The organism is Variovorax sp. 22077 (assembly GCF_052044195.1).
GTDB classification, from domain to species: domain Bacteria; phylum Pseudomonadota; class Gammaproteobacteria; order Burkholderiales; family Burkholderiaceae_C; genus Variovorax; species Variovorax atrisoli.
Genome location: NZ_JBQEQC010000009.1, coordinates 256440 through 276013 on the forward strand (window position 1 = coordinate 256440; position 19574 = coordinate 276013).

Genomic DNA, 19574 nt, shown 5'->3' on the forward strand with positions numbered 1-19574 from the left:
GTCCCCGGCGGGACTCGGCGGCCCCTGCGCGCTCCTAGACTGCTTCGCGCATCAACAAGAGGAGACGCCAACCATGCCCCGTCGACGCAGCCTCGGCGCCATCGCGCTGACCGCCACCCTCGCCCTGCTGGGCGCCTGCAGCAGCCTCGCGCCGCCAACGTCCACCAGTCCGCCCACCCGACCTGCTTCCTGGGCCGCGCCCGAGGCGCTGGTGGCGCCATCGGCCTTCGCCGGGGTGCACGGGCTGGCCATCGACGCCAAGGGCCGGCTGCTGGCGGGCTCGGTACTGGGCAACACGATGTGGGAGGTCGACCGCAGCACGGGCGCTGCAAAGGTGTTCATCGACGCGCCCGAAGGCCAGGCCGACGACATCGCCGTGGGCCCGAAGGGCGAACTCGCCTGGACCAACTACCTCATGGGCATGGTGCGCTACCGCGAGAGCGACACCGCCCCCATGCGCGTGCTGGCCAAGGACCTGCCCGGCATCAACTCGCTCGACTTCGACCGCCGCAACGGCAGGCTCTACGCCTCGCAGGTGTTCCTGGGCGACGCGCTGTGGGAGATCGACCGCGAGGGCCAGAAGCCGCCCAGGCTCATCAGGAAGGACATGGGCGGCTTCAACGGCTTCGAGGCGGGGCCCGACGGCATGCTCTACGGGCCGCTCTGGTTCAAGGGCCAGGTGGTGAAGATCGACCCGGCCAACGGCAACATGACCGTGATCGCCGACGGCTTCAAGATTCCGGCGGCCGCCAACCTCGACGGCAAGGGCAACCTCTGGGTGGTCGATGCACGCAGCGGCGAGCTTGTGCGGGTGGAGCTGGCCACCGGCCGCAAGACGGTCGCGAAGCAGCTGCGGCCCTCGCTCGACAACCTCGCCATCGCCAAGGACACGCCCGACGGGACGATCTACGTCTCCAACATGGCCAACAACGAGGTGCAGGCCTTCAACCCCGCCACCGGCGAGCTGCGCACGCTCACCAGCGGCAAGGTGGCGGCGCCGGCCGGCATGAAGATCGACGGCAACGACCTCTGGGTGGCCGACGTCTTCGGCTTCCGCCAGGTCGACGTGCGCAGCGGCGAGGTGCGCGACGTGTTCCGCATGCAGCGCGACCCGGAGCTCGACTACCCGTTCGCGGTCGGCCTGTCGCCGAAGCTCTTCGCGCTGAGTTCGTGGTTCACCGGCACGGTGCAGCTGGTCGACCGGCAGACCCTGAAGACGGTCGAGACCATCCACGGCCTGAAGGCGCCCTTCGATGCCATCCCCATGCCCGACGGCAGCGTGATCTATGCCGAGATCGCCACCGGCAGCATCACGCGCGCCAGCGGGCCGAAGTTCGCAGAAAAGTCAGTGCTCGCCAGCGGCCTGAACGGCCCGGTGCAGATGATCGTCGGCCAGGACGGCGCGCTCTACGTGACCGAGGCCGCCGGCCGGCTGCTGCGCATTCCGCTGGACGCCAGCGCCCCGCTGCGCGCGGTGGCAGAGGGCCTGGCCCTGCCCGAAGGCGTGGCTCAAACGCCCTGGGGCAGCTTCATCGTGGCTGAGAGCGCGGCGCGCCGGCTCGTGGAGATCGCACCCGACGGCAGCCGCCGGACCGTCGCCGAGAACCTGCCGATCGGCCTCGCGCCCGGCCCCGGGCTGCCTCCGCCCTACGTGGTGACGGGCGTGGCGGTGGGCCGCGACGGCACCGTCTACATGGCCGCCGATCGCAACAACGCGATATATCGAATCCGTCCCGTAAGGTAGCGTAACAATAAGTGTAAATTTCAGTTTACTTTTACAAACAAACATTACAGACTGCGCGGGACGCCTTGTGGCGCCCCGTCCGCATCCCGCGAGCGGGAGTCCGCGAGGCGCTCTTTTCTTGACCTGAAAGGGACATCGCATGACTCCGCTCGTCGTAGGCCAGATCCTGTCGCCCGAGTACTCCCCGGGCATGGTGGCGCTCTCCTTCCTCATTTCCTTCGCGGGCTCGCTCGTGGCCCTGATCTGCGCCGGCCGGATGGTCGGCCCGGACGGCAGGCCCAACCTCGCGGTCGTGACCTGCGCGGCGGTCGCGCTGGGCGGCATCGGCATCTGGTCGATGCACTTCATCGGCATGCTGGCGTACCGGCTGCCGGTGGCGATCTCGTACAACATGCCGCTGACGGTGGTGTCGCTGGTGGCGGCGATCCTGATCTCGGGCATCGCGCTGTACATGGCGGGCGGGCAGCGCAAGTTCAGCAAGCCGGGCTGGCTCGCGGGCAGCCTGCTGGCGGGCATCGGCGTGTGCGTGATGCACTACATGGGCATGTTCGCGATGAACATGCGCGCCTCGATGAACTTCGACCTGGCGACGGTCGGGCTGTCGGTGCTGATCGCCGTCACGGCGGCCGGCGCCGCGCTCTGGCTGGCCTTCAACCTGCGCAAGTTCACGCACAAGGTCGCGGCCGCCGCCGTGATGGGCGTGGCGGTCTGCACCATGCACTACGTGGGCATGAGCGCGGCCAGCATGGTCTGCACCGCCGCCGCGCCGGTCGACGCGCTGGCCATCGGCGGCAGCTACATGGGCCTGACGGTGTTCGGCACGGCCGGCGCGGTGCTGATCTTCATCTACTGGGTGGTCACGGGCAGCAGCCTCGACGCGCCGGTCGCGCCCCGGCGCGCCCGCGCGGGCTGAGCGCCCGGCGGGCATCAGCCAGTCAGCGCAAGCGGGCGCCGCGCCCGCGACCTAGAGTCCGTGCAGAACGAAGAAACAAGCGATCTGCACGGACTCTTTTCATGCCAGTCATCGAATCCCGGCTGCAAGCGGCCAGCGACACCTTCCAGGCCAACCGGGCCAGCATGCTGGCGCTGCTCGGCCAGGTGCGCGAGCACGAGGCCCGCGCCGTCGCGGCCTCCGCAGCCTCGGCAGAGCGATTCGCCAGGCGCGGCCAGTTGCTGCCGCGCGAGCGCCTCGCGCTGCTGCTGGACACCGGCGCTCCGTTCCTGCCGCTGGCCTCGCTCGCGGGCCTCGGCCAGGACAACCCCGATCTTTCCAGGAGCGTGCCCGGCGGCGGCCTGATCTCCGGCATCGGCTACGTCGCGGGCGTGCGCTGCATGGTCAACGCCTCCGACTCGGGCATCGACGCCGGCGCGCTGCAGCCCATGGGCCTGGACAAGCAGCTGCGCGTGCAGGAGATCGCGCTGGAGAACAGGCTGCCCTACGTGCAGCTGGTGGAAAGCGCGGGCGCCAACCTGATGCAGTACCGCGTGCAGGACTTCGTGCGCGGCGGCAACATCTTCCGCAATCTCGCGCGGCTGTCGGCCGCGGGGCTGCCGGTGGTGACGGTGACGCACGGCTCCTCGACCGCGGGCGGCGCCTACCAGACCGGGCTTTCCGACTACATCGTGATGGTGCGCGACCGCACGCGCGCCTTCCTCGCGGGGCCGCCGCTGCTGAAGGCCGCCACCGGCGAGATCGCCACGGAAGAGGAACTGGGCGGCGCCGTGATGCACACCCACATCTCGGGCCTGGGCGACTACCTCGCGGAGGACGACCGCGACGCCATCCGCATCGCCCGCTCGATCCTCGGCGGCATCGACTGGGCGCGCGACGAAGCGCCGCGCAGCTTCGCACCGCCGCGCTACGACGCCGAGGAACTGCTGGGCATCATGCCCAGCGACGGCCGCCGCCCGGTGGACATGCGCGAGGTCATCGCGCGCATCGCCGACGGCTCCGAGTTCCTGGCCTTCAGCGAGCACTACGGCAGCGCCACCGTCTGCGGCCACATCCGGCTCGAAGGACATGCCGTGGGCATCATCACCAACAACGGCCCGATCGACTCCGACGGCGCCACCAAGGCCACGCACTTCATCCAGGCCTGCTGCCAGTCGCGCACGCCCATCGTCTACCTGCAGAACATCACCGGCTACATGGTGGGCCGCGCGCACGAGGAGGCCGGCATCATCAAGCACGGCGCGAAGATGATCCAGGCGGTGTCGAACGCCACCGTGCCGCAGGTCACGCTGCTGTGCGGCGCCTCGTACGGCGCGGGCAACTACGGCATGTGCGGCCGCGGCTTCGCGCCGCGCTTCTGCTTCAGCTGGCCCAACGCGCGCACCGCCGTGATGGGCGGCGAGCAGGCGGCGAAGACCATGGCCATCGTGATGGAGGCCGGCATGGCACGAAAGGGCGCGGTCGACCAGTCGAAGATCGACGCGATGCAGCAGCAGGTCATCGAGCGCTTCGACCGGCAGATGAGCGTGTTCACCACCAGCGCCCTGCTGCTGGACGACGGCGTGATCGACCCGCGCGACACCCGCGCCGTGCTGGCCGAGGTTCTCTCGATCTGCCGCGACGCCGACACGCGCACGGCGCAACCCATGCAGTTCGGGGTGGCACGTCCATGAGCAGCGGCAACACCAGCATCACCACCAGGTTCCGGAAGATCCTGGTCGCCAACCGCGGCGAGATCGCGGTGCGCGTCATGCGCACGGCCCGCGCCATGGGCTTTCGCACCGTGGCCGTGTACTCCAGCGCCGACGCCGGTTCGCAACACGTGCGCTTCGCCGACGAGGCGGTGCACATCGGCGAGCCGCTGCCCGCGCAGAGCTACCTGAACATCGCCGCGATCGTCGAGGCCGCGCGCACCAGCGGCGCCGACGCGGTGCACCCCGGCTACGGCTTCCTCGCCGAGAACGCGGCCTTCGCGCAGGCCTGCCGCGATGCCGGCCTGGTCTTCATCGGACCTTCGCCCGAAGCCATCCGCGCGATGGGCGACAAGGCCGGCGCCAAGCGGCTGATGCAGGCGGCGGGCGTGCCCTGCATTCCGGGCTACCAGGGCGAGGACCAGGGCGAAAGAACGCTCGCTGCCGAAGCCGCGCGCATCGGCTGGCCGGTGATGATCAAGGCCACGGCCGGCGGTGGCGGGCGCGGCATGCGGCTCGTCAGCTCGGCCGCGAACTTCGCCGAGCAGCTGCGCAGCGCGCAGTCGGAGGCGCTCAATGCATTCGGCGACGCCACCGTGATCCTGGAGCGCGCCATCGTCGCGCCGCGCCATGTCGAGGTGCAGGTGTTCGCGGACCGGCACGGCAATGCCATCCACCTCGGCGAGCGAGACTGCTCGGTGCAGCGCAGGCACCAGAAGGTGGTGGAGGAAGCGCCCTCGCCCGCCGTCTCGCAAGCGCTGCGCGAACGCATGGGCGCCACCGCCGTCGCCGCGGCGAAGGCCATCGGCTACGAGGGCGCGGGCACGCTCGAATTCCTGCTCGACGCCGAGGGCCGGTATTGGTTCATGGAGATGAACACGCGCCTGCAGGTGGAGCATCCGGTGACGGAAGCCGTGACCGGACTCGACCTGGTCGAGCTGCAATTGCGCGTCGCGGCCGGCGAGCCGCTGCCGGTCACGCAGCAGGACGTGCACTTTTCCGGCCATGCGATCGAGGTGCGCCTGTGTGCCGAAGATCCGCAGCAGGGCTTCATGCCGCAGAGCGGCACGCTGGCCGGATGGCGCCCCAGCCCCGCGCTGCGCACCGAGCATGCCCTGCGCGACGGCGCCGAGGTGCCGCCCTTCTACGACTCGATGATCGCCAAGCTGGTCGCCCACGGCCGCACACGGGAGGACGCGAGGCAGCGGCTCCTGGCGGGCCTGCAGGACACCGTCGCGCTCGGCATCCCGACCAACCAGCAGCTGCTGGAGCGCACGCTGTCGCATGCGGTGTTTGCAAGCGGCGAGGCGACGACCGCCTTCGTGGCCGACCACATCGGCGCGCTGCTCGCCGCCGACGAAGCAGGTCGCAACCGCGCAGCGCTGCTCGCCGCGCTGCTGCTGCAGCTCGGCGAACGCGGCTGGCCTTCGCCGCTGGCGCACACGCTGCCCAATGCCCTGCGCTTCGAGCTCGACGGCACGGTGCACGCCGCGCGCGTGACGCCGCGCGGTGCCGGCCGATTCGGCATCGCGCTGGACGGCCAGGGGCCGGTGCAGCTCGCGCTGCTCGACATGCCCGGCGACGGCAGCCTGCGCTTCTCGTGCAATGGGCTCGACGCGCAAGCCTTCGTCGCGCGGCACGGCGGCCGCGTGCTCTTCCACCACGACGGACAGGCCCACCGCCTCGACGACCTCACCCACGCCCCAGCCACCCGCGCCCATGACGACGGCGGCGACGGCCTGCTGCGCGCCTCCATGAACGGCCGCGTGATCGCGCTGCTGGTGGCCGAGGGCGAGGCCGTCGCCGCGGGCCAGCCGCTGGTCACGCTGGAGGCGATGAAGATGGAGCATGTGCACTGCGCACCGCGCGCCGGACGTGTCGCCCTGCATGTCGCGGTCGGCGCGCAGGTGGCGGCGCGCCACGTGGTCGCGCAGGTCGCCGATGCATGACGGGGACCGACCCCGCGCCTTTACCGAAGCCAACCGCATGAACTCACCCTCTTCCCACTACCGTTCCGTCTTCGCCCCCGGCCTGTTCGACGGGCAGGTCGTCGTCGTCACCGGCGGCGGCTCCGGCATCGGCCGCTGTACCGCGCACGAGCTCGCCTCGCTGGGCGCGCAGGTGGTGCTGGTCGGACGCAAGCCCGAGAAGCTCGACGCGGTGCGCGCCGAGATCGAGGCCGCCGGCGGCAAGGCTTCCACGCAGGCCTTCGACATCCGCAACGAGGACGCGGTGCGCGAGGCCATCGCCGCCGTCGTCGCCGCGCACGGCCGCATCGACGGTCTGGTCAACAACGCGGGCGGCCAGTACATCACGCCGCTGCACGCGATCTCGGCCAAGGGCTGGGAGGCGGTGATCCACACCAACCTCACGGGCGGCTTCCTGGTCGCGCGCGAGTGCTACCTGCAGAGCATGCAGGCCCAGGGCGGCGCCATCGTCAACATCGTGGCCGACATGTGGGGCTCCATGCCCAACATGGGCCACAGCGGCGCGGCGCGCGCGGGCATGGTGAGCTTCACCGAGACCGCCGCGCTCGAATGGGCCGCGAGCGGCGTGCGCGTGAACGCGGTGGCGCCGGGCTACATCGCATCGAGCGGCATGGACCACTACCCGCCCGAGGCCGGCGACATGCTGCGCGCCATGCGCAAGACCGTGCCGGCCGGGCGTTTCGGCAACGAGGCCGAGACCTCCGCCGCCATCGTCTTCCTGCTGGGCCCGGCCGCGAGCTTCATCAGCGGCAGCGTGCTGCGCGTGGACGGCGCGCGGCCGCAGGTGCGCATGGGCTGGCCGATGGCGATTCCCGATGCGCAGGCGCAGCAGCGCCGCGCGGTGAAGCCCTTCGACGGCTTCCACCTGGCGCAGGCGCCGCGCGTGTTCCAGGACGAGTAAGACGAGAGACAAGGAAAGACCGGAGACCACCCCATGCAGTACAGCCACGAACACCTCGAGATCCAGAAGACCCTGCGCCGCTTCATCGACGACGAGATCAACCCGCACGTGGACGAGTGGGAAGAGGCAGAGATCTTCCCCGCGCACGAGGTCTTCAAGAAGCTCGGCAGCCTCGGCATGCTGGGGCTGAACAAGCCCGAGGCCTTCGGCGGCGCGGGCCTGGACTATTCGTATGCGATGGCCATGGCCGAGGCGCTGGGCCACATCTCCTGCGGCGGCGTGCCGATGGCCATCGGCGTGCAGACCGACATGTGCACCCCTGCGCTCGCGCGCTTCGGCAGCGACGAGCTGCGCCGCGAGTTCCTGGCACCCGCCATCGCGGGCGACATGGTCGGCTGCATCGGCGTGAGCGAGCCCGGCTCGGGCAGCGACGTGGCGGGCCTGAAGAGCCATGCGCGAAAGGACGGCGGCGACTACCTCATCAGCGGCCAGAAGATGTGGATCACCAACAGCCTGCAGGCCGACTGGATGTGCATGCTGGTCAACACCAGCGACGGCCCCGTGCACCGCAACAAGTCGCTCGTGATGGTGCCGATGGACAGCCCCGGCATCGAGAAGGCGAAGAAGCTGCGCAAGATCGGCATGAATTCGAGCGACACCGGCCTGATCTACTTCGACAACGTGCGCGTGCCGCAGCGCTATCGCATCGGCGAGGAGGGCCAGGGCTTCGTCTACCAGATGCAGCAGTTCCAGGAAGAGCGCCTCTGGGCCGCCGCCAGTTCGCTGGAGCCGATGGAGGACTGCATCGCGCAGACCATCGAGTGGGCGCAGCAGCGGCAGATGTTCGGCTCCACGCTGGCCGACCAGCAGTGGGTGCAGTTCAAGCTGGCCGAACTGAAGACCGAGGTGGAAGCGCTGCGCGCGCTCACCTACCGCGCCTGCGACCTGCACGTGAAGGGCGAGGACGTGCTCGAGCTCGCGTCGATGGCCAAGCTCAAAACCGGCCGCCTCACGCGCCAGGTGGCCGACACCTGCCTGCAGTTCTGGGGCGGCATGGGCTTCACGCTGGAGAACCGCGTCTCGCGCCTGTACCGCGACGGCCGCCTGGGCTCGATCGGCGGCGGCGCCGACGAGGTGATGCTGGGCATCCTCGCGAAGACCATGGGCATCGCCAAGCGGCCGCCGCGCTGAGAGGTTTGCGGGCTTGGTCGTGCCGTCTGGAGACGGGGCCGTCGAACAGCCGGACGCCCGCTTTCGACACCACCCATTTCCCCTGAAGGAGACAGCAGGATGAATGCAGAACTGGCCGCGGACCGCCAGGTGCTGGCCGACCTGGTCCGGCGGTTCGCCGGCGACGAGATCGCGCCGAACGTGCAGGCCTGGGACGACGCGGGCGAGTTTCCGCGCGGGCTCTACGCGCGCGCGGCCGAGCTCGGCCTGCTGGGCCTGGGCTATCCGGAAGAACTCGGCGGTACGCCCGCCTCGTACTCGCTCAAGCTGCCCGCCTGGGTCGCGCTCGCACGCCATGGCAAAAGCGGCGGCGTGCTCGCGAGCCTGTTCTCGCACAACATCGGCCTGCCGCCCGTGGTGCTGCACGCGAGCGACGCGGTGCGCAGCGAGGTCGTGCCGCCGGTGCTGCGCGGCGAGAAGATCGCGGCGCTGGCGATCACCGAGCCCGGCGGCGGCTCCGACGTGGCTGCACTTCGCACGACGGCACGGCTCGACGGCGACCACTACGTCGTCAACGGCGAGAAGACCTTCATCACCTCGGGCATGCGCGCCGACTGGATCACCGTGGCCGTGCGCACCGGCGAGGGCCGCGGCGCGGGCGGCATCTCGATGCTGCTGGTGCCGGGCGACGCGCCGGGCCTCACGCGTACGCGCCTCTCGAAGATGGGCTGGCTATGCTCCGACACCGCCACCCTGCACTTCGACAACGTGCGCGTGCCCGCGCGCTACCTGCTCGGGCACGAGGGCGAAGGCTTCCGCATGATCATGGGCAACTTCAACGGCGAGCGCATCGGCCTTGCCGCGGGAGCGCTGGGCTTCTCGCAGGCCTGCCTCGACGAGGCCCTGGCGTGGGCGCGCGAGCGCAAGGCCTTCGGCACCGCGCTCGTCGAACACCAGGCGGTGCGCCACAAGCTGGTCGACATGCAGATGCGCATCGCCTCCACCGAGGCGTGGATAGAGGCCGTGTCGGCTGAAGGCGATGCGCTCGAAGCGGCCGGCCGCCACAACGCACCCGAGTGGGTCGCGCAGATCTGCCTGCTGAAGAACCACGCGACGCAGACCATGCAGTTCTGCGCCGACCAGGCGGTGCAGATCCTCGGCGGCATGGGGTTCATGCGCGGCACCGTCAGCGAGCGCATCTACCGCGAGGTGAAGGTGATGATGATCGGCGGCGGGGCCGAGGAGATCATGAAGGAGCTGGCGGCCAGGCAGATGGGGTGGCTGTAGAGGCTGCTCCTGCTGCTCTTCACCGGCGCGCCTGCGGATTGCGCGGCATCAGGTGGGTCACGCGGCGGGCTGATCGGCACCGGCCCGCGCGAGTCCGATGCAGAACTCGCGCACCAGCCGCAGTGCAGGCGCCTCTGTCCTGCCGTCGAGGGTGACGAAGGCGAACTGCGCACTGATTCCCGCGGCAGGCTCCACCTTCAATTCGGCCAGTTCGCCGCTGTCCTGCAGCGCGCGCGTGGCGGCGAGCACGCCCAGGAACACGGCGTCGGTGTTGCGCACGGCCTCGATCAGCGTGCCGATGTCTTCCGACGACACATGCAGCCAGCGCTGCGGGCTCGCGTCGCTGCCATAGCGCTCGACCAGGATGCGCGCCACGTCGTCGCTCACCATGGTCGAGATCACCGGGTGCTGCGCCAGCTCTTCGAAGCGCACCGGCTTGCCGCCCCCCTGCTTCAGCAACGGATGGTCGCACCGGCAGACGAAGCCTGAGCGCATGGTCGGCAGCACCTCGATGTGCAGGTCCTCGCGGGGTGCCACGGCGCGGTAGGTGAGCACCACTGCGTCGAGGTTGCGTGAGCGCAACGCCGCGAGCTGCAGCTCCGGTCCGCCGCCGTGCAGCTGCAGCCCGACCTTCGGATGGTTGCGCAGCATGTGGATCAGAAGCGGCGACGAGAACAGCGCGCCCGGCGCCGCGCCCAGCCCGAGCCGCACCGATCCGGCCTGACCCTCCGACAGCAGCGCCGCCGCGCGCTTGAGTTCGTGCGCTTCAGTGGAGATGCGCTTGGCCCGCGCCAGCACCATCGCACCGAAGGGCGTGAGCTCGTTGCGCTTGCCGATGCGATCAACGAGCTGCATGCCCAGCTCCTGCTCGAGCATCTGGATGCTGCGGCTCAGCGCGGGCTGGGTCAGGTGCACTTTCTCCGAGGCCCGGCTGAAGGAGCCGGTTTCGGCGAGCGCGAGCAGGTGGTCGAGTTGCTGCAGATTCATGGCGGGTCGCGGCTTCGGCCGTCGTCATATGCATGAGATGTACTCATGATAATTACAAAAACAATGCATTGGACAGATGAACCCTCGATTCCTAGCATCCATCGCGTACTACTTTGGACCAAGGAATTCCCATGAACCGGTTCGGTCAATGGCTCGGCGCGCTGACTTTTCTAGGTTGCGCCGTGGCGACCACGACGACGGCGATAGCGCAGGCCGCCTACCCCGCGAAGGTCGTGACGATGATGGTTCCTTACCCGGCCGGCGCGGCCAGCGACTTCACCGCACGGGCGCTCAACGATCTGGTTGGCAAGGAGCTGGGGGGGCAGGTGATCGTCGAGAACCTCGGCGGCGCGGCGGGCGCCATCGCGGCCAACAAGGTGCTGGCAGCGCCGGCCGACGGCCACTACCTGTTCCAGGGCTCGCCCAACGAGTTGATCCTCGCGGGGCTGGTCAACAGGAGCACGCGCTACAGGCCTGAAGACTTCCAGTGGATCGCGCCTGTGGCCACTTCGCCGCTGGTGCTGGTGGTGAACAGCGCCCTGCCGGCCCAGACGCTGGACGAGTTCGTCGCGCTCGCGCGTTCGCGCAAGGACGCGCCGCTGAGCTATGGCACGCCGGGCGCCGGCACGCTGTACCACCTGCTGGGCGAACTCTTCACTAAGCGCACCGGAGCCGCCGTCACGCATGTGCCCTACAAGGGCGGCGCGCCGATCATCCAGGACTTGATCGGCGGGCAGATCGACTTCGCCTTCATGCCGTACCAGGCCTTCTATGCCGACTACGTGAAGCAGGGGCGGCTTCGCGTGATCGGCTCCCTCTCGCCGGGCAGGCGCCTGCCGCCGCCCTTCGACACGCTGCAGACCAGCGCCCAGAGCCGGGACATGAAGGACTTCGACTTCGGCATCTGGACTTCGTACATGGTGCGCAAGGGCACGCCGCGCCCCATCGCCGAGCGGCTCAACGCAGCCATCGGCGCGGCGCTGAAGAACCCGCACGCACGGACGCAGCTGGAATCGCAGGCCAAGACCGTGTTCGAGCCGATGAGCCTCGAAACGGGCGAGAAGTTCTACGCGGCGGAGATCGCCCGCTACCGCGACCTGGTCAAGACCATCGGCTACGAGTCGCCCTGACTGCGCCACGGCCTGCTTGCCTCCATCTCTCTCTTTCCTCGATTCCAACCATTCGAAGAGGTGCTTCCATGAAGACGAGAAAAACCCGTTGCCTGGCACTGCTGGTCGCGCTGTCGCTGTCCGCCTGCGGCGGTGGCGGCAGTGGAGGCGGCGCGGCATTCGGCGGCATCGTGCCGACGCCGACGCCGACGCCGACGCCAGCCCCTGCCGCGAGCCCAGCTCCGGCAACGCCGCCTGCCGCGCAGGACACGACGATCGCAGTGACGACCGAAGGCAAGGTAGCTGGCACGGCGGGCGCGGACACGGTGTCCTTCCTCGGCATTCCCTATGCACGGCCTCCGGTGGGCGCGCTGCGCTGGGCACCTCCGCAGCCGCCGGCCGCGCACGACGCTCCGCTGCAGGCCAGGGCCTTCGGCAACGCCTGCCCGCAGGCGCCGGGCGCGGTTTCTTCGGCGATCGCCGAGGACTGTCTCTACATCAACGTATGGAAGCCTGCCGGCACGCAGCTGGGCGCCCGGCTGCCGGTAGTGTTCTACATCCACGGGGGCGCGTTCACGCTCGGGTCCGGCGAGATGGGCCCGAGCCCGCTGGCTAGCCAGGGCGTGGTGGTCGTGAGCTTCAACTACCGGCTGGGTGCGCTCGGCTACCTGGCGAACAAGGCGCTGCGCGCGGCCAACAAGGACGGCAGCCTCGGCAACTTCGCGGTGATGGACCAACTGGCCGCGCTGGGCTGGGTGCAGAAGAACATCGCGGCCTTCGGTGGAGACGCGGGCAACGTCACGCTGTGGGGCACCTCGGCGGGCGCGACCCAGAGCTTCTCGCTGCTGCAGTCGCCCAAGGCCAAGGGGCTGTTCCAGCGTGCCGTGATGCAGAGCGGGGGTGCCGCCGAGTATTCGAACCCGAGCATGGACGCGTCCCTCGCGGTGGGCGACACCGCGGTGACCAACCTCGGCTGCTCGGGCGCGGCCGACGTGGTGGCCTGCCTGCGCGCGCTTCCGGTGTCCGCGCTGCTCGCGCAGGGCGGGCTCAAGTGGCGACCGACTGTCGATGCGCAGGTCATCACGCAGGTGCCCGCACGCGCATTCGAGAGCGGCAACTTCAATCAGGTGCCGGTGATGATCGGCGGCGTGTTCGACGAGGGCACGCTGTTCGTCGACACGAAGCTCAGCGCCGCCTACTACCCGCTGTACCTTCGCGGCCTCGCTCCTGCCGGCTACGACACCACGGCCATCGAGGCTGCCTACCCGATCGGCAACTACGCGGTGCCGGCGCAGGGCATCGCGCGGGCCATCGGCGACGCGATGTACGCCTGTGGAAACAGCGCCCGCCGCGACGCGCTGTCGGCGTGGGTGCCTGTGTATGGCTGGGAATTCACCGATCCGCAGCTGTCGTTCCCGTCGAACCCATCCGGCTTCTACTACGGCACGGCCCACGGCATGGACAGCTACTACTTCACCGGCACCGTCGACGCGCTGGCCGGCTATCCGTATTTCGATCCAGGCAGTGCGAGCACGCCGGATGCCGCGACCACCGCCCAGCGCAAGACGCTCGCGACGCAGATGCGCAGCTACCTGCTCAACTTCGCGAAGACCGGCGATCCGAACGGCGACGGCCGCAACATCCCCACGCGCTGGCCGCGCTTCACAGGGCCGGCCGAGCGGGCGCTGATCGACTTCAGCTACCCCGCGGTCAAGGTGTCGAGCAATGCGTTTGAGCACACGCACAAGTGCGACACGCTGTGGGGACCGGCCGTGTTCCCGCCGATGTACTGATGCAGGGACGCAGCCGAGCCACGCCCATGGACGAACAACAGCAGATCATCGACCACCTCGAAGCGCACCAGGCCGAGATCGTGGACTGGCTCAAGGCCTTCCTGCGCATCCCGAGCGTGAGCGCCGACCCCGCCTTTACCCAGGGCATGCACGAGGCGCGAAGCTTCCTGGTCGAGCGGCTGCGGCGCATGGGCCTCGCCGGCGTGCGCCTGCTCGACGGCGACGGCGAACCGGCCGTGTACGGCGAATGGAACGGCGCACCGGGGCGCCCCACGCTGATGGTCTACGGCCACTATGACGTGCAGCCGGCCGACCCGCTCGAGCAGTGGCGCACGCCGCCGTTCGAGCCGACCGAGATCGACGGCAAGCTCTACGGCAGGGGCACCTCCGACGTGAAAGGCTCGACCGCCATCGCGCTCGAGGTCATCGCCGCCTTCCTGTCAGTGCACGGCCGCTGCCCGGTGAACATCAAGGTGTTCCTCGAAGGCGAGGAAGAAACCGGCAGCCCGTCGCTGCGGACCATCGTCGCACGGCACCGCGACCTGCTGCAGGCCGATGCGGTGCTCTCCGCCGACGGCGGCCGCGCAAGCGCCAGCGTGCCCACCATCAACACCGGCGCTCGCGGCAACGCGCAGCTCGAAGTTCGGCTGCGCACCGCCCTCAAGGATCTGCACTCGGGCCGCTACGGCGGCGGCGTGCGCAACGCGTTGCACGAGATGGCGCGGCTGGTCGCATCGCTGCACGATGCGGACGGGAGCGTGGCGGTGCATGGCTTCCACGACGGCGCGTCGCCTCCCACCGACAGGCAGCGCGCCGACACTGCGGCGCTTACGTACGACGAGGCCGCATTCTTCTCCGACGTGGGCGGCAGCCCGCACGGCGAACCCGACTACACCGCGCGCGAACGCATCACCTTGCGGCCCGCGCTCGACGTGAACGGCCTCTGGGGCGGCTACACCGGCGGCGGCGGAAAGACCATCGTGCCCTGCGAGGCGCAGGCCAAACTCACCGCGCGCGTGGTCGCGGGGCAGGATGCAGGCGCGGTCATCCGCTCGGTGCTGAGCCACCTGCGCCGGCACTGCCCGACCGGCTGCACACTCGACGTGGTCGCCATCAACGACGGCTCCCCCGCATCGACCCTCGCGCCCGGCCATCCGCTGGTGCGCGCGGCCGAGGCGGTGCTGGAACGCGAGACCGGCATGCGCCCCATCCACGTCCGGCTGGGCGCGAGCGTGCCCGTCACGTCGATTTTCAAAGAGACGTTGGGCATCGACACGCTGATGTTCGGCTTCAACCTGCCCGACGAGGACGTGCACGCGCCGAACGAGTTCTTCAGGCTGCAGTCGATCCGCGAAGGCACGCGCGCGTGGACACTGCTGCTGGCGGAACTGGCGAGGCATTCGCCTGCCGAGTTCCATGCCGCACCAGACGGGTCAGTCGGCACCTGAGGTTTTCGCTGCTGCTGCCGCCGCCGCCGCAGCAGCAGCAGCAGCAGCCCGCAGCTTGTCCTTCTTGCTCGGCCTCTTCCCCTTGATCCCGCCCGTGCCCGAGGCATCGACCACCGGCGGTGCGGTTTCCGTCGGCTCGAAGCCTTCGACGCGCTCGCGCGCAAGCCTCAGGCCGTTGCGCTTCTCGATCAGGCGGAAGTGGGCCTCGGTGGCCGCGCTCACGAAGCTGATCGCCAGGCCGCTCTCGCCTGCGCGGCCGGTGCGGCCGATGCGGTGGATGTAGTCGGTGGGCGAGCGCGGCAGGTCGTAGTTGATGACCACCGGCAGCTGCGCGATGTCGATGCCTCGCGCGGCGAGGTCGGTGGCGACGACCACGTCCCATCGGCTCTGCTTGAACTGCGAGAGGATGTCGCCGCGCGTGCCCTGCGCGATGTCGCCGTGGAAGGGCACGGCGTAGATGCCGTTGCGGTAGAGCTTCTCGGCCACGGTCTGCGCCGCGTGCTGCGTGGCGACGAAGACCAGCACGCGGTCCCACTCGTGCTCGTGCTGCTTGAGCAGGTGGCGCAGCAGCTGGGTGCGGCGGCCGGCGTCGACCTCGATCACGCGCTGCACGATGTCGGGCGCGGTGCCGGGCTCGCCCTGCACGTCGACGATGGCCGGCTCCTGCAGCATGCGGTCGGCCAGCGCCTCGATGGCCGGCGGGAAGGTGGCGGAGAAGAACAGGTTCTGGCGCCGCTTCGGCAGCAGTTCGAGGATGCGGCCGAGTTCCTCCGCGAAGCCCAGGTCGAAGAGGCGGTCTGCCTCGTCGAGCACCAGCATGGCGACGGCGTCGAGCCGCAGTGCGTTGTGCTCCACCAGGTCGAGCAGCCGGCCCGGCGTGGCGACGACGATGTCGGCGCCGCCGCGCAGGTTCATCATCTGCGGGTTGATCGACACGCCGCCGAAGACGGTGACGATCTTCGGGCGCTCGGGCAGGTCCTGGGCCAGTTCGTACATGGTGCCGCCCACCTGGGCCGCGAGCTCGCGCGTGGGCACCAGCACCAGCGCGCGCACCCGGCGCGGGCCTTGGGGGCGTTCCGGCTGCTGCGAAACCAGGCGCTGCAGCAGCGGCAGTGAAAATGCGGCGGTCTTGCCGGAACCGGTCTGCGCCGAGCCCCGCAGGTCGCGGCCTTGCAGAATCGAGGGAATGGCCGCGGCCTGGATGGGCGTCGGCGTCGAAAAGCCGCATCGGACGGCAGCTTGCACGAGCGCGGGGGCCAGGCCCAGTGAATCGAATGGCATGTGTGTGATGGGCGAGCGCGGCGGGCGAAGAACGGGAAACCGGCGAAAGAAGGAAATTGAGAAGAGGCGTATCGGATGTCGACGATGAAACAGCAGCGCGCCGGCCAGTCCGGCGGCAGCACCCTGGTGTATTCCACCGACGGCGGCGGACGCATGTGCCCCGGCTGCGGCGAGCCAGTGGCCCGTTGCCGCTGCAAGGAACTCGAGAGGGCGCGCAGCGCGCCGGCCACGGACGGCATTGTGCGCGTGTCGCACGAGACCAAGGGGCGAAAGGGCAAGGGCGTGACCGTCGTCAAGGGCGTGGCGCTCGAAGCGGCGGCGCTGCTGGCGCTGGGCAAGCAGCTCAAGACCGCCTGCGGTACGGGCGGCACGGTGAAGGACGGCACGATCGAAATCCAGGGCGACCACCGCGAAACCGTGATCGCGGCGCTCGCGAAGCTGGGCCACACGGTCAAGCGCGCCGGAGGCTGAGGCTCCCATGAAACCCGAAGACCTGCAGCGGCTGGTGACGCTCGAAATGCCCTTCGGCAAGTACAAGGGCACGCTGATTGCCGATTTGCCCGGAAATTACCTGACCTGGTTTGCACGCGAGGGTTTTCCCTCGGGCGAAATTGGCCGATTGCTCGCCCTGATGCATGAAATAGACCACAACGGGCTTTCCGGACTGCTGAAACCGTTGCGAAACCGCCCGCCGGAACGAGGAGTTTCCCGATAAGGGGCGATTTCGCCACATATTTTTCGAATTCGGGCCGGATAATGCTCGCTACGTGTCAGCGGGCCTTGCGGCTCCCGTGCACGTAATTCGGTGATCGGTCAGTTTCGCGCCACAGCGCAGTTCTTGTTTGTTGTGATTCTGGGACTCCATCGCTTTTTGTCTTTTTGTTGGTTTGAATCAGGAGTCCCTTGATGGGCAAGAAACTTTATGTGGGCAACCTCGCCTACTCGATCCGCGACAACGATCTGGAGCAAGCCTTCGGCGAATTCGGCTCGATCGTCAGCGCCAAGGTCATGATGGAACGTGACACCGGCCGTTCGAAGGGCTTCGGCTTCGTCGAAATGGGTACGGATGCCGAAGCACTGGCAGCCATCGAAGCCATGAACGGCCAGCCCCTGCAGGGCCGCGCCCTGACGGTGAACGAAGCCCGTCCGATGGAAGCTCGTCCTCCCCGCACCGGCGGCTACGGCGGCGGCGGCGGTGGTGGCGGCTACGGTGGTGGTGGCGGCGGCTACGGCGGCGGTGGCCGCAGCGGCGGCGGTGGCGGTTACGGCGGCGACCGTGGTGATCGCGGCGGCTACGGCGGCGGCGGCGACCGCAGCGGCGGTGGCGGCTACGGCGGCGGCCGCGGCGGCTACTGAGCCCTTCCCCCCTTCCGGGGCCTTCGGGCCCCTGAACCAAAAAGCTCCTTCGGGAGCTTTTTTCGTTTCCGGGCGCGCCTGCCCGAAGGCCGGGCCCCTGGGAGAACCCTTGCCCTGCGGTACGCACTTGTTCGTACCGCACCGGTCAGCCCACCGTCAGGCGCGCAGCCCGACCCTCGTTTCCCCCAACAAAGAGGAGCGAGACATGCGCATCAAGAGTCAGGCCGACTTCTTCTCAGGAGTCATGTTCACGGCCGTGGGCGGCGCCTTCGCCATCGGCGCCACCACCTACACCATCGGCGACGGCGCGCGCATGGGACCGGGCTACTTCCCGCTCATGCTGGGGATCCTGCTGGCGGTGCTGGGCGCGATCATCATGTTCCAGGCGATGGTGGTCGAGACCACCGACGGCGACCCGATCGGCAAGTGGGCCTGGAAGCCGCTGGCCTTCGTGCTCGGCGCGAACCTGGCCTTCGGCGTGCTGCTGGGCGGGCTGCCCAGCATCGGGCTGCCGGCCATGGGCATGATCATCGCGATCTACGCGCTCACCATCATCTCGAGCATGGCGGGCGAGCACTTCAAGCTGCGCGACGTGCTGATCCTCGCGACCATCCTGGCGGCCGGCAGCTACGTGGCGTTCATCTGGGCGCTCAAGCTGCAGATCCAGGTGTGGCCCACCTTCATCGCCGGTTGAACGAGGAGCACGCCGCCATGGAACTCTTCAACAACCTCGCGACCGGCTTCGGCGTCGCGTTCACCTTCACCAACCTGCTGTACTGCCTGATCGGCTGCATCCTGGGCACGCTGATCGGCGTGCTGCCGGGCATCGGGCCCGTCGCGACCATCGCGATGCTGCTGCCGGCCACCTACGCGCTGCCGCCGGTGTCGGCGCTGATCATGCTGGCCGGCATCTACTACGGCGCCCAGTACGGCGGCTCCACCACGGCCATCCTGGTGAACCTGCCGGGCGAATCGTCCTCGGTGGTCACCTGCATCGACGGCTACCAGATGGCCCGGCAGGGCCGCGCGGGCCCGGCGCTCGCCGCCGCCGGCCTGGGCTCGTTCTTCGCGGGCTGCGTGGGCACGCTGATCCTGGCCGCCTTCGCGCCGCCGCTGACCGAGCTGGCCTTCAAGTTCGGCCCGGCCGAATACTTCTCGCTGATGGTGCTGGGCCTGATCGGCGCGGTGGTGCTGGCCTCGGGTTCGCTGCTGAAGGCGGTGGCGATGATCGTGCTGGGCCTGCTGATGGGCATCGTGGGCACCGACGTCAACTCGGGCGTGGCGCGCTACAGCTTCGACATTCCGGAGCTCACCGACGGCATCGGCTTCGTCGTCATCGCGATGGGCGTGTTCGGCTACGGCGAGATCATCGGCAACCTCTCGCAGCCGGACGACGAGCGCGAGGTGTTCACGCACAAGGTCAAGGGCCTGTGGCCCACCAAGGACGACTTCAAGCGCATGCTCCCCGCCGTGCTGCGCGGCACCGCGCTGGGCTCGGCGCTGGGCATCCTGCCCGGCGGCGGCGCGCTGCTGGCCTCGTTCGCCTCGTATGCGCTGGAGAAGAAGATCCGCATGCGCCCCGGCGAAGTGCCCTTCGGCAAGGGCAACATCCGCGGCGTGGCGTCGCCGGAATCGGCCAACAACGCGGGCGCGCAGACCTCCTTCATCCCGCTGCTGACGCTAGGCATCCCACCCAACGCGGTGATGGCGCTGATGGTGGGCGCGATGACCATCCATAACATCCAGCCGGGCCCGCAGGTGATGACCAGCAACCCGGAGCTCTTCTGGGGCCTGATCGCCTCGATGTGGATCGGCAACGCGATGCTCATCATCCTGAACCTGCCGCTGATCGGCATGTGGATCAAGC

At 69.2% G+C, this 19574-nt stretch carries 17 protein-coding genes; 15 read left to right on the plus strand and 2 right to left on the minus strand.

Annotated elements, in window-relative coordinates:
- Positions 1–73 precede the first annotated feature (73 nt).
- From ACTJLF_RS15745 to ACTJLF_RS15775, 7 genes are all read left to right on the plus strand, one after another.
- Complete coding sequence (locus ACTJLF_RS15745; protein WP_440883414.1) at positions 74–1744, plus strand: hypothetical protein; 1671 nt, start codon at positions 74–76, stop codon at positions 1742–1744.
- A 139-nt stretch (positions 1745–1883) separates the two neighbouring features.
- A complete protein-coding gene (locus ACTJLF_RS15750) occupies positions 1884–2657 on the plus strand; it encodes an MHYT domain-containing protein (protein ID WP_019655466.1) in 774 nt (257 codons plus the stop codon).
- A gap of 101 nt (positions 2658–2758) precedes the next feature.
- The gene (locus ACTJLF_RS15755; RefSeq protein WP_440883415.1) at positions 2759–4369 is read left to right on the plus strand and encodes an acyl-CoA carboxylase subunit beta; all 1611 of its coding nucleotides are present in this window, start codon (positions 2759–2761) and stop codon (positions 4367–4369) included.
- Positions 4366–6336, plus strand: coding sequence for an acetyl/propionyl/methylcrotonyl-CoA carboxylase subunit alpha (locus tag ACTJLF_RS15760; RefSeq protein ID WP_440883416.1), 1971 nt, complete (start codon positions 4366–4368; stop codon positions 6334–6336). Before ACTJLF_RS15755 ends, ACTJLF_RS15760 begins: the two co-directional genes overlap by 4 nt.
- A gap of 37 nt (positions 6337–6373) precedes the next feature.
- Positions 6374–7276, plus strand: coding sequence for an SDR family oxidoreductase (locus ACTJLF_RS15765; RefSeq protein WP_126184083.1), 903 nt, complete (start codon positions 6374–6376; stop codon positions 7274–7276).
- A gap of 33 nt (positions 7277–7309) precedes the next feature.
- Entirely contained in the window at positions 7310–8467 is a 1158-nt protein-coding gene (locus ACTJLF_RS15770; RefSeq protein WP_440883417.1) for an acyl-CoA dehydrogenase family protein, read from the plus strand.
- 99 nt (positions 8468–8566) lie between these two features.
- Positions 8567–9733, plus strand: coding sequence for an acyl-CoA dehydrogenase family protein (locus ACTJLF_RS15775; protein ID WP_440883418.1), 1167 nt, complete (start codon positions 8567–8569; stop codon positions 9731–9733).
- 57 nt (positions 9734–9790) lie between these two features.
- Here the strand turns inward: ACTJLF_RS15775 and ACTJLF_RS15780 are convergent, their stop codons facing one another.
- A complete protein-coding gene (locus tag ACTJLF_RS15780; RefSeq protein ID WP_440883419.1) occupies positions 9791–10720 on the minus strand; it encodes a LysR family transcriptional regulator in 930 nt (309 codons plus the stop codon).
- Between the two features lie 131 nt (positions 10721–10851).
- Between ACTJLF_RS15780 and ACTJLF_RS15785 the strand changes: the two genes are divergently transcribed.
- The 3 genes from ACTJLF_RS15785 to ACTJLF_RS15795 all read left to right on the plus strand — a co-directional run bounded on the left by ACTJLF_RS15785 (position 10852) and on the right by ACTJLF_RS15795 (position 15070).
- Complete coding sequence (locus ACTJLF_RS15785) at positions 10852–11850, plus strand: tripartite tricarboxylate transporter substrate binding protein (RefSeq protein ID WP_132751932.1); 999 nt, start codon at positions 10852–10854, stop codon at positions 11848–11850.
- A gap of 68 nt (positions 11851–11918) precedes the next feature.
- Positions 11919–13622 carry a carboxylesterase/lipase family protein gene (locus ACTJLF_RS15790; protein ID WP_440883420.1) on the plus strand — a complete coding sequence of 568 codons (1704 nt, stop codon included), beginning with the start codon at positions 11919–11921 and terminating at the stop codon, positions 13620–13622.
- A gap of 26 nt (positions 13623–13648) precedes the next feature.
- Positions 13649–15070, plus strand: coding sequence for a dipeptidase (locus tag ACTJLF_RS15795; RefSeq protein ID WP_132752526.1), 1422 nt, complete (start codon positions 13649–13651; stop codon positions 15068–15070).
- Here the strand turns inward: ACTJLF_RS15795 and ACTJLF_RS15800 are convergent.
- Positions 15056–16351 carry a DEAD/DEAH box helicase gene (locus ACTJLF_RS15800; protein ID WP_440883421.1) on the minus strand — a complete coding sequence of 432 codons (1296 nt, stop codon included), beginning with the start codon at positions 16349–16351 and terminating at the stop codon, positions 15056–15058. The genes ACTJLF_RS15795 and ACTJLF_RS15800 overlap by 15 nt on opposite strands.
- A gap of 75 nt (positions 16352–16426) precedes the next feature.
- Between ACTJLF_RS15800 and ACTJLF_RS15805 the strand changes: the two genes are divergently transcribed.
- The 5 genes from ACTJLF_RS15805 to ACTJLF_RS15825 all read left to right on the plus strand — a co-directional run.
- Positions 16427–16822: a translation initiation factor Sui1 gene (locus ACTJLF_RS15805; protein ID WP_440883422.1), complete on the plus strand. Its 396-nt coding sequence runs from the start codon at positions 16427–16429 to the stop codon at positions 16820–16822.
- A gap of 7 nt (positions 16823–16829) precedes the next feature.
- Positions 16830–17066 carry a DUF3820 family protein gene (locus tag ACTJLF_RS15810; protein WP_019655454.1) on the plus strand — a complete coding sequence of 79 codons (237 nt, stop codon included), beginning with the start codon at positions 16830–16832 and terminating at the stop codon, positions 17064–17066.
- Positions 17067–17257: 191 nt separating this feature from the next.
- On the plus strand, positions 17258–17707 hold the full coding sequence (locus ACTJLF_RS15815) for an RNA recognition motif domain-containing protein (protein WP_132800069.1): 450 nt from the start codon (positions 17258–17260) through the stop codon (positions 17705–17707).
- A 205-nt stretch (positions 17708–17912) separates the two neighbouring features.
- Positions 17913–18401 carry a tripartite tricarboxylate transporter TctB family protein gene (locus tag ACTJLF_RS15820; RefSeq protein WP_019655452.1) on the plus strand — a complete coding sequence of 163 codons (489 nt, stop codon included), beginning with the start codon at positions 17913–17915 and terminating at the stop codon, positions 18399–18401.
- Positions 18402–18418: 17 nt separating this feature from the next.
- Positions 18419–19574 (plus strand): tripartite tricarboxylate transporter permease (locus tag ACTJLF_RS15825; protein WP_440883423.1); only part of this gene is annotated, 1156 nt, incomplete at its 3' end.

Coding starts and splice junctions, on each gene's coding strand:
- ACTJLF_RS15790 (WP_440883420.1), top strand. CDS start 11,919: ATGAAGACGAGAAAAACCCGTTGCCTGGCACTGCTGGTCGCGCTGTCG.
- ACTJLF_RS15765 (WP_126184083.1), top strand. CDS start 6,374: ATGAACTCACCCTCTTCCCACTACCGTTCCGTCTTCGCCCCCGGCCTG.
- ACTJLF_RS15760 (WP_440883416.1), top strand. CDS start 4,366: ATGAGCAGCGGCAACACCAGCATCACCACCAGGTTCCGGAAGATCCTG.
- ACTJLF_RS15780 (WP_440883419.1), bottom strand. CDS start 10,720: ATGAATCTGCAGCAACTCGACCACCTGCTCGCGCTCGCCGAAACCGGC.
- ACTJLF_RS15785 (WP_132751932.1), top strand. CDS start 10,852: ATGAACCGGTTCGGTCAATGGCTCGGCGCGCTGACTTTTCTAGGTTGC.
- ACTJLF_RS15770 (WP_440883417.1), top strand. CDS start 7,310: ATGCAGTACAGCCACGAACACCTCGAGATCCAGAAGACCCTGCGCCGC.
- ACTJLF_RS15795 (WP_132752526.1), top strand. CDS start 13,649: ATGGACGAACAACAGCAGATCATCGACCACCTCGAAGCGCACCAGGCC.
- ACTJLF_RS15800 (WP_440883421.1), bottom strand. CDS start 16,351: ATGCCATTCGATTCACTGGGCCTGGCCCCCGCGCTCGTGCAAGCTGCC.
- ACTJLF_RS15810 (WP_019655454.1), top strand. CDS start 16,830: ATGAAACCCGAAGACCTGCAGCGGCTGGTGACGCTCGAAATGCCCTTC.
- ACTJLF_RS15755 (WP_440883415.1), top strand. CDS start 2,759: ATGCCAGTCATCGAATCCCGGCTGCAAGCGGCCAGCGACACCTTCCAG.
- ACTJLF_RS15820 (WP_019655452.1), top strand. CDS start 17,913: ATGCGCATCAAGAGTCAGGCCGACTTCTTCTCAGGAGTCATGTTCACG.
- ACTJLF_RS15745 (WP_440883414.1), top strand. CDS start 74: ATGCCCCGTCGACGCAGCCTCGGCGCCATCGCGCTGACCGCCACCCTC.
- ACTJLF_RS15815 (WP_132800069.1), top strand. CDS start 17,258: ATGGGCAAGAAACTTTATGTGGGCAACCTCGCCTACTCGATCCGCGAC.
- ACTJLF_RS15775 (WP_440883418.1), top strand. CDS start 8,567: ATGAATGCAGAACTGGCCGCGGACCGCCAGGTGCTGGCCGACCTGGTC.
- ACTJLF_RS15750 (WP_019655466.1), top strand. CDS start 1,884: ATGACTCCGCTCGTCGTAGGCCAGATCCTGTCGCCCGAGTACTCCCCG.
- ACTJLF_RS15805 (WP_440883422.1), top strand. CDS start 16,427: ATGTCGACGATGAAACAGCAGCGCGCCGGCCAGTCCGGCGGCAGCACC.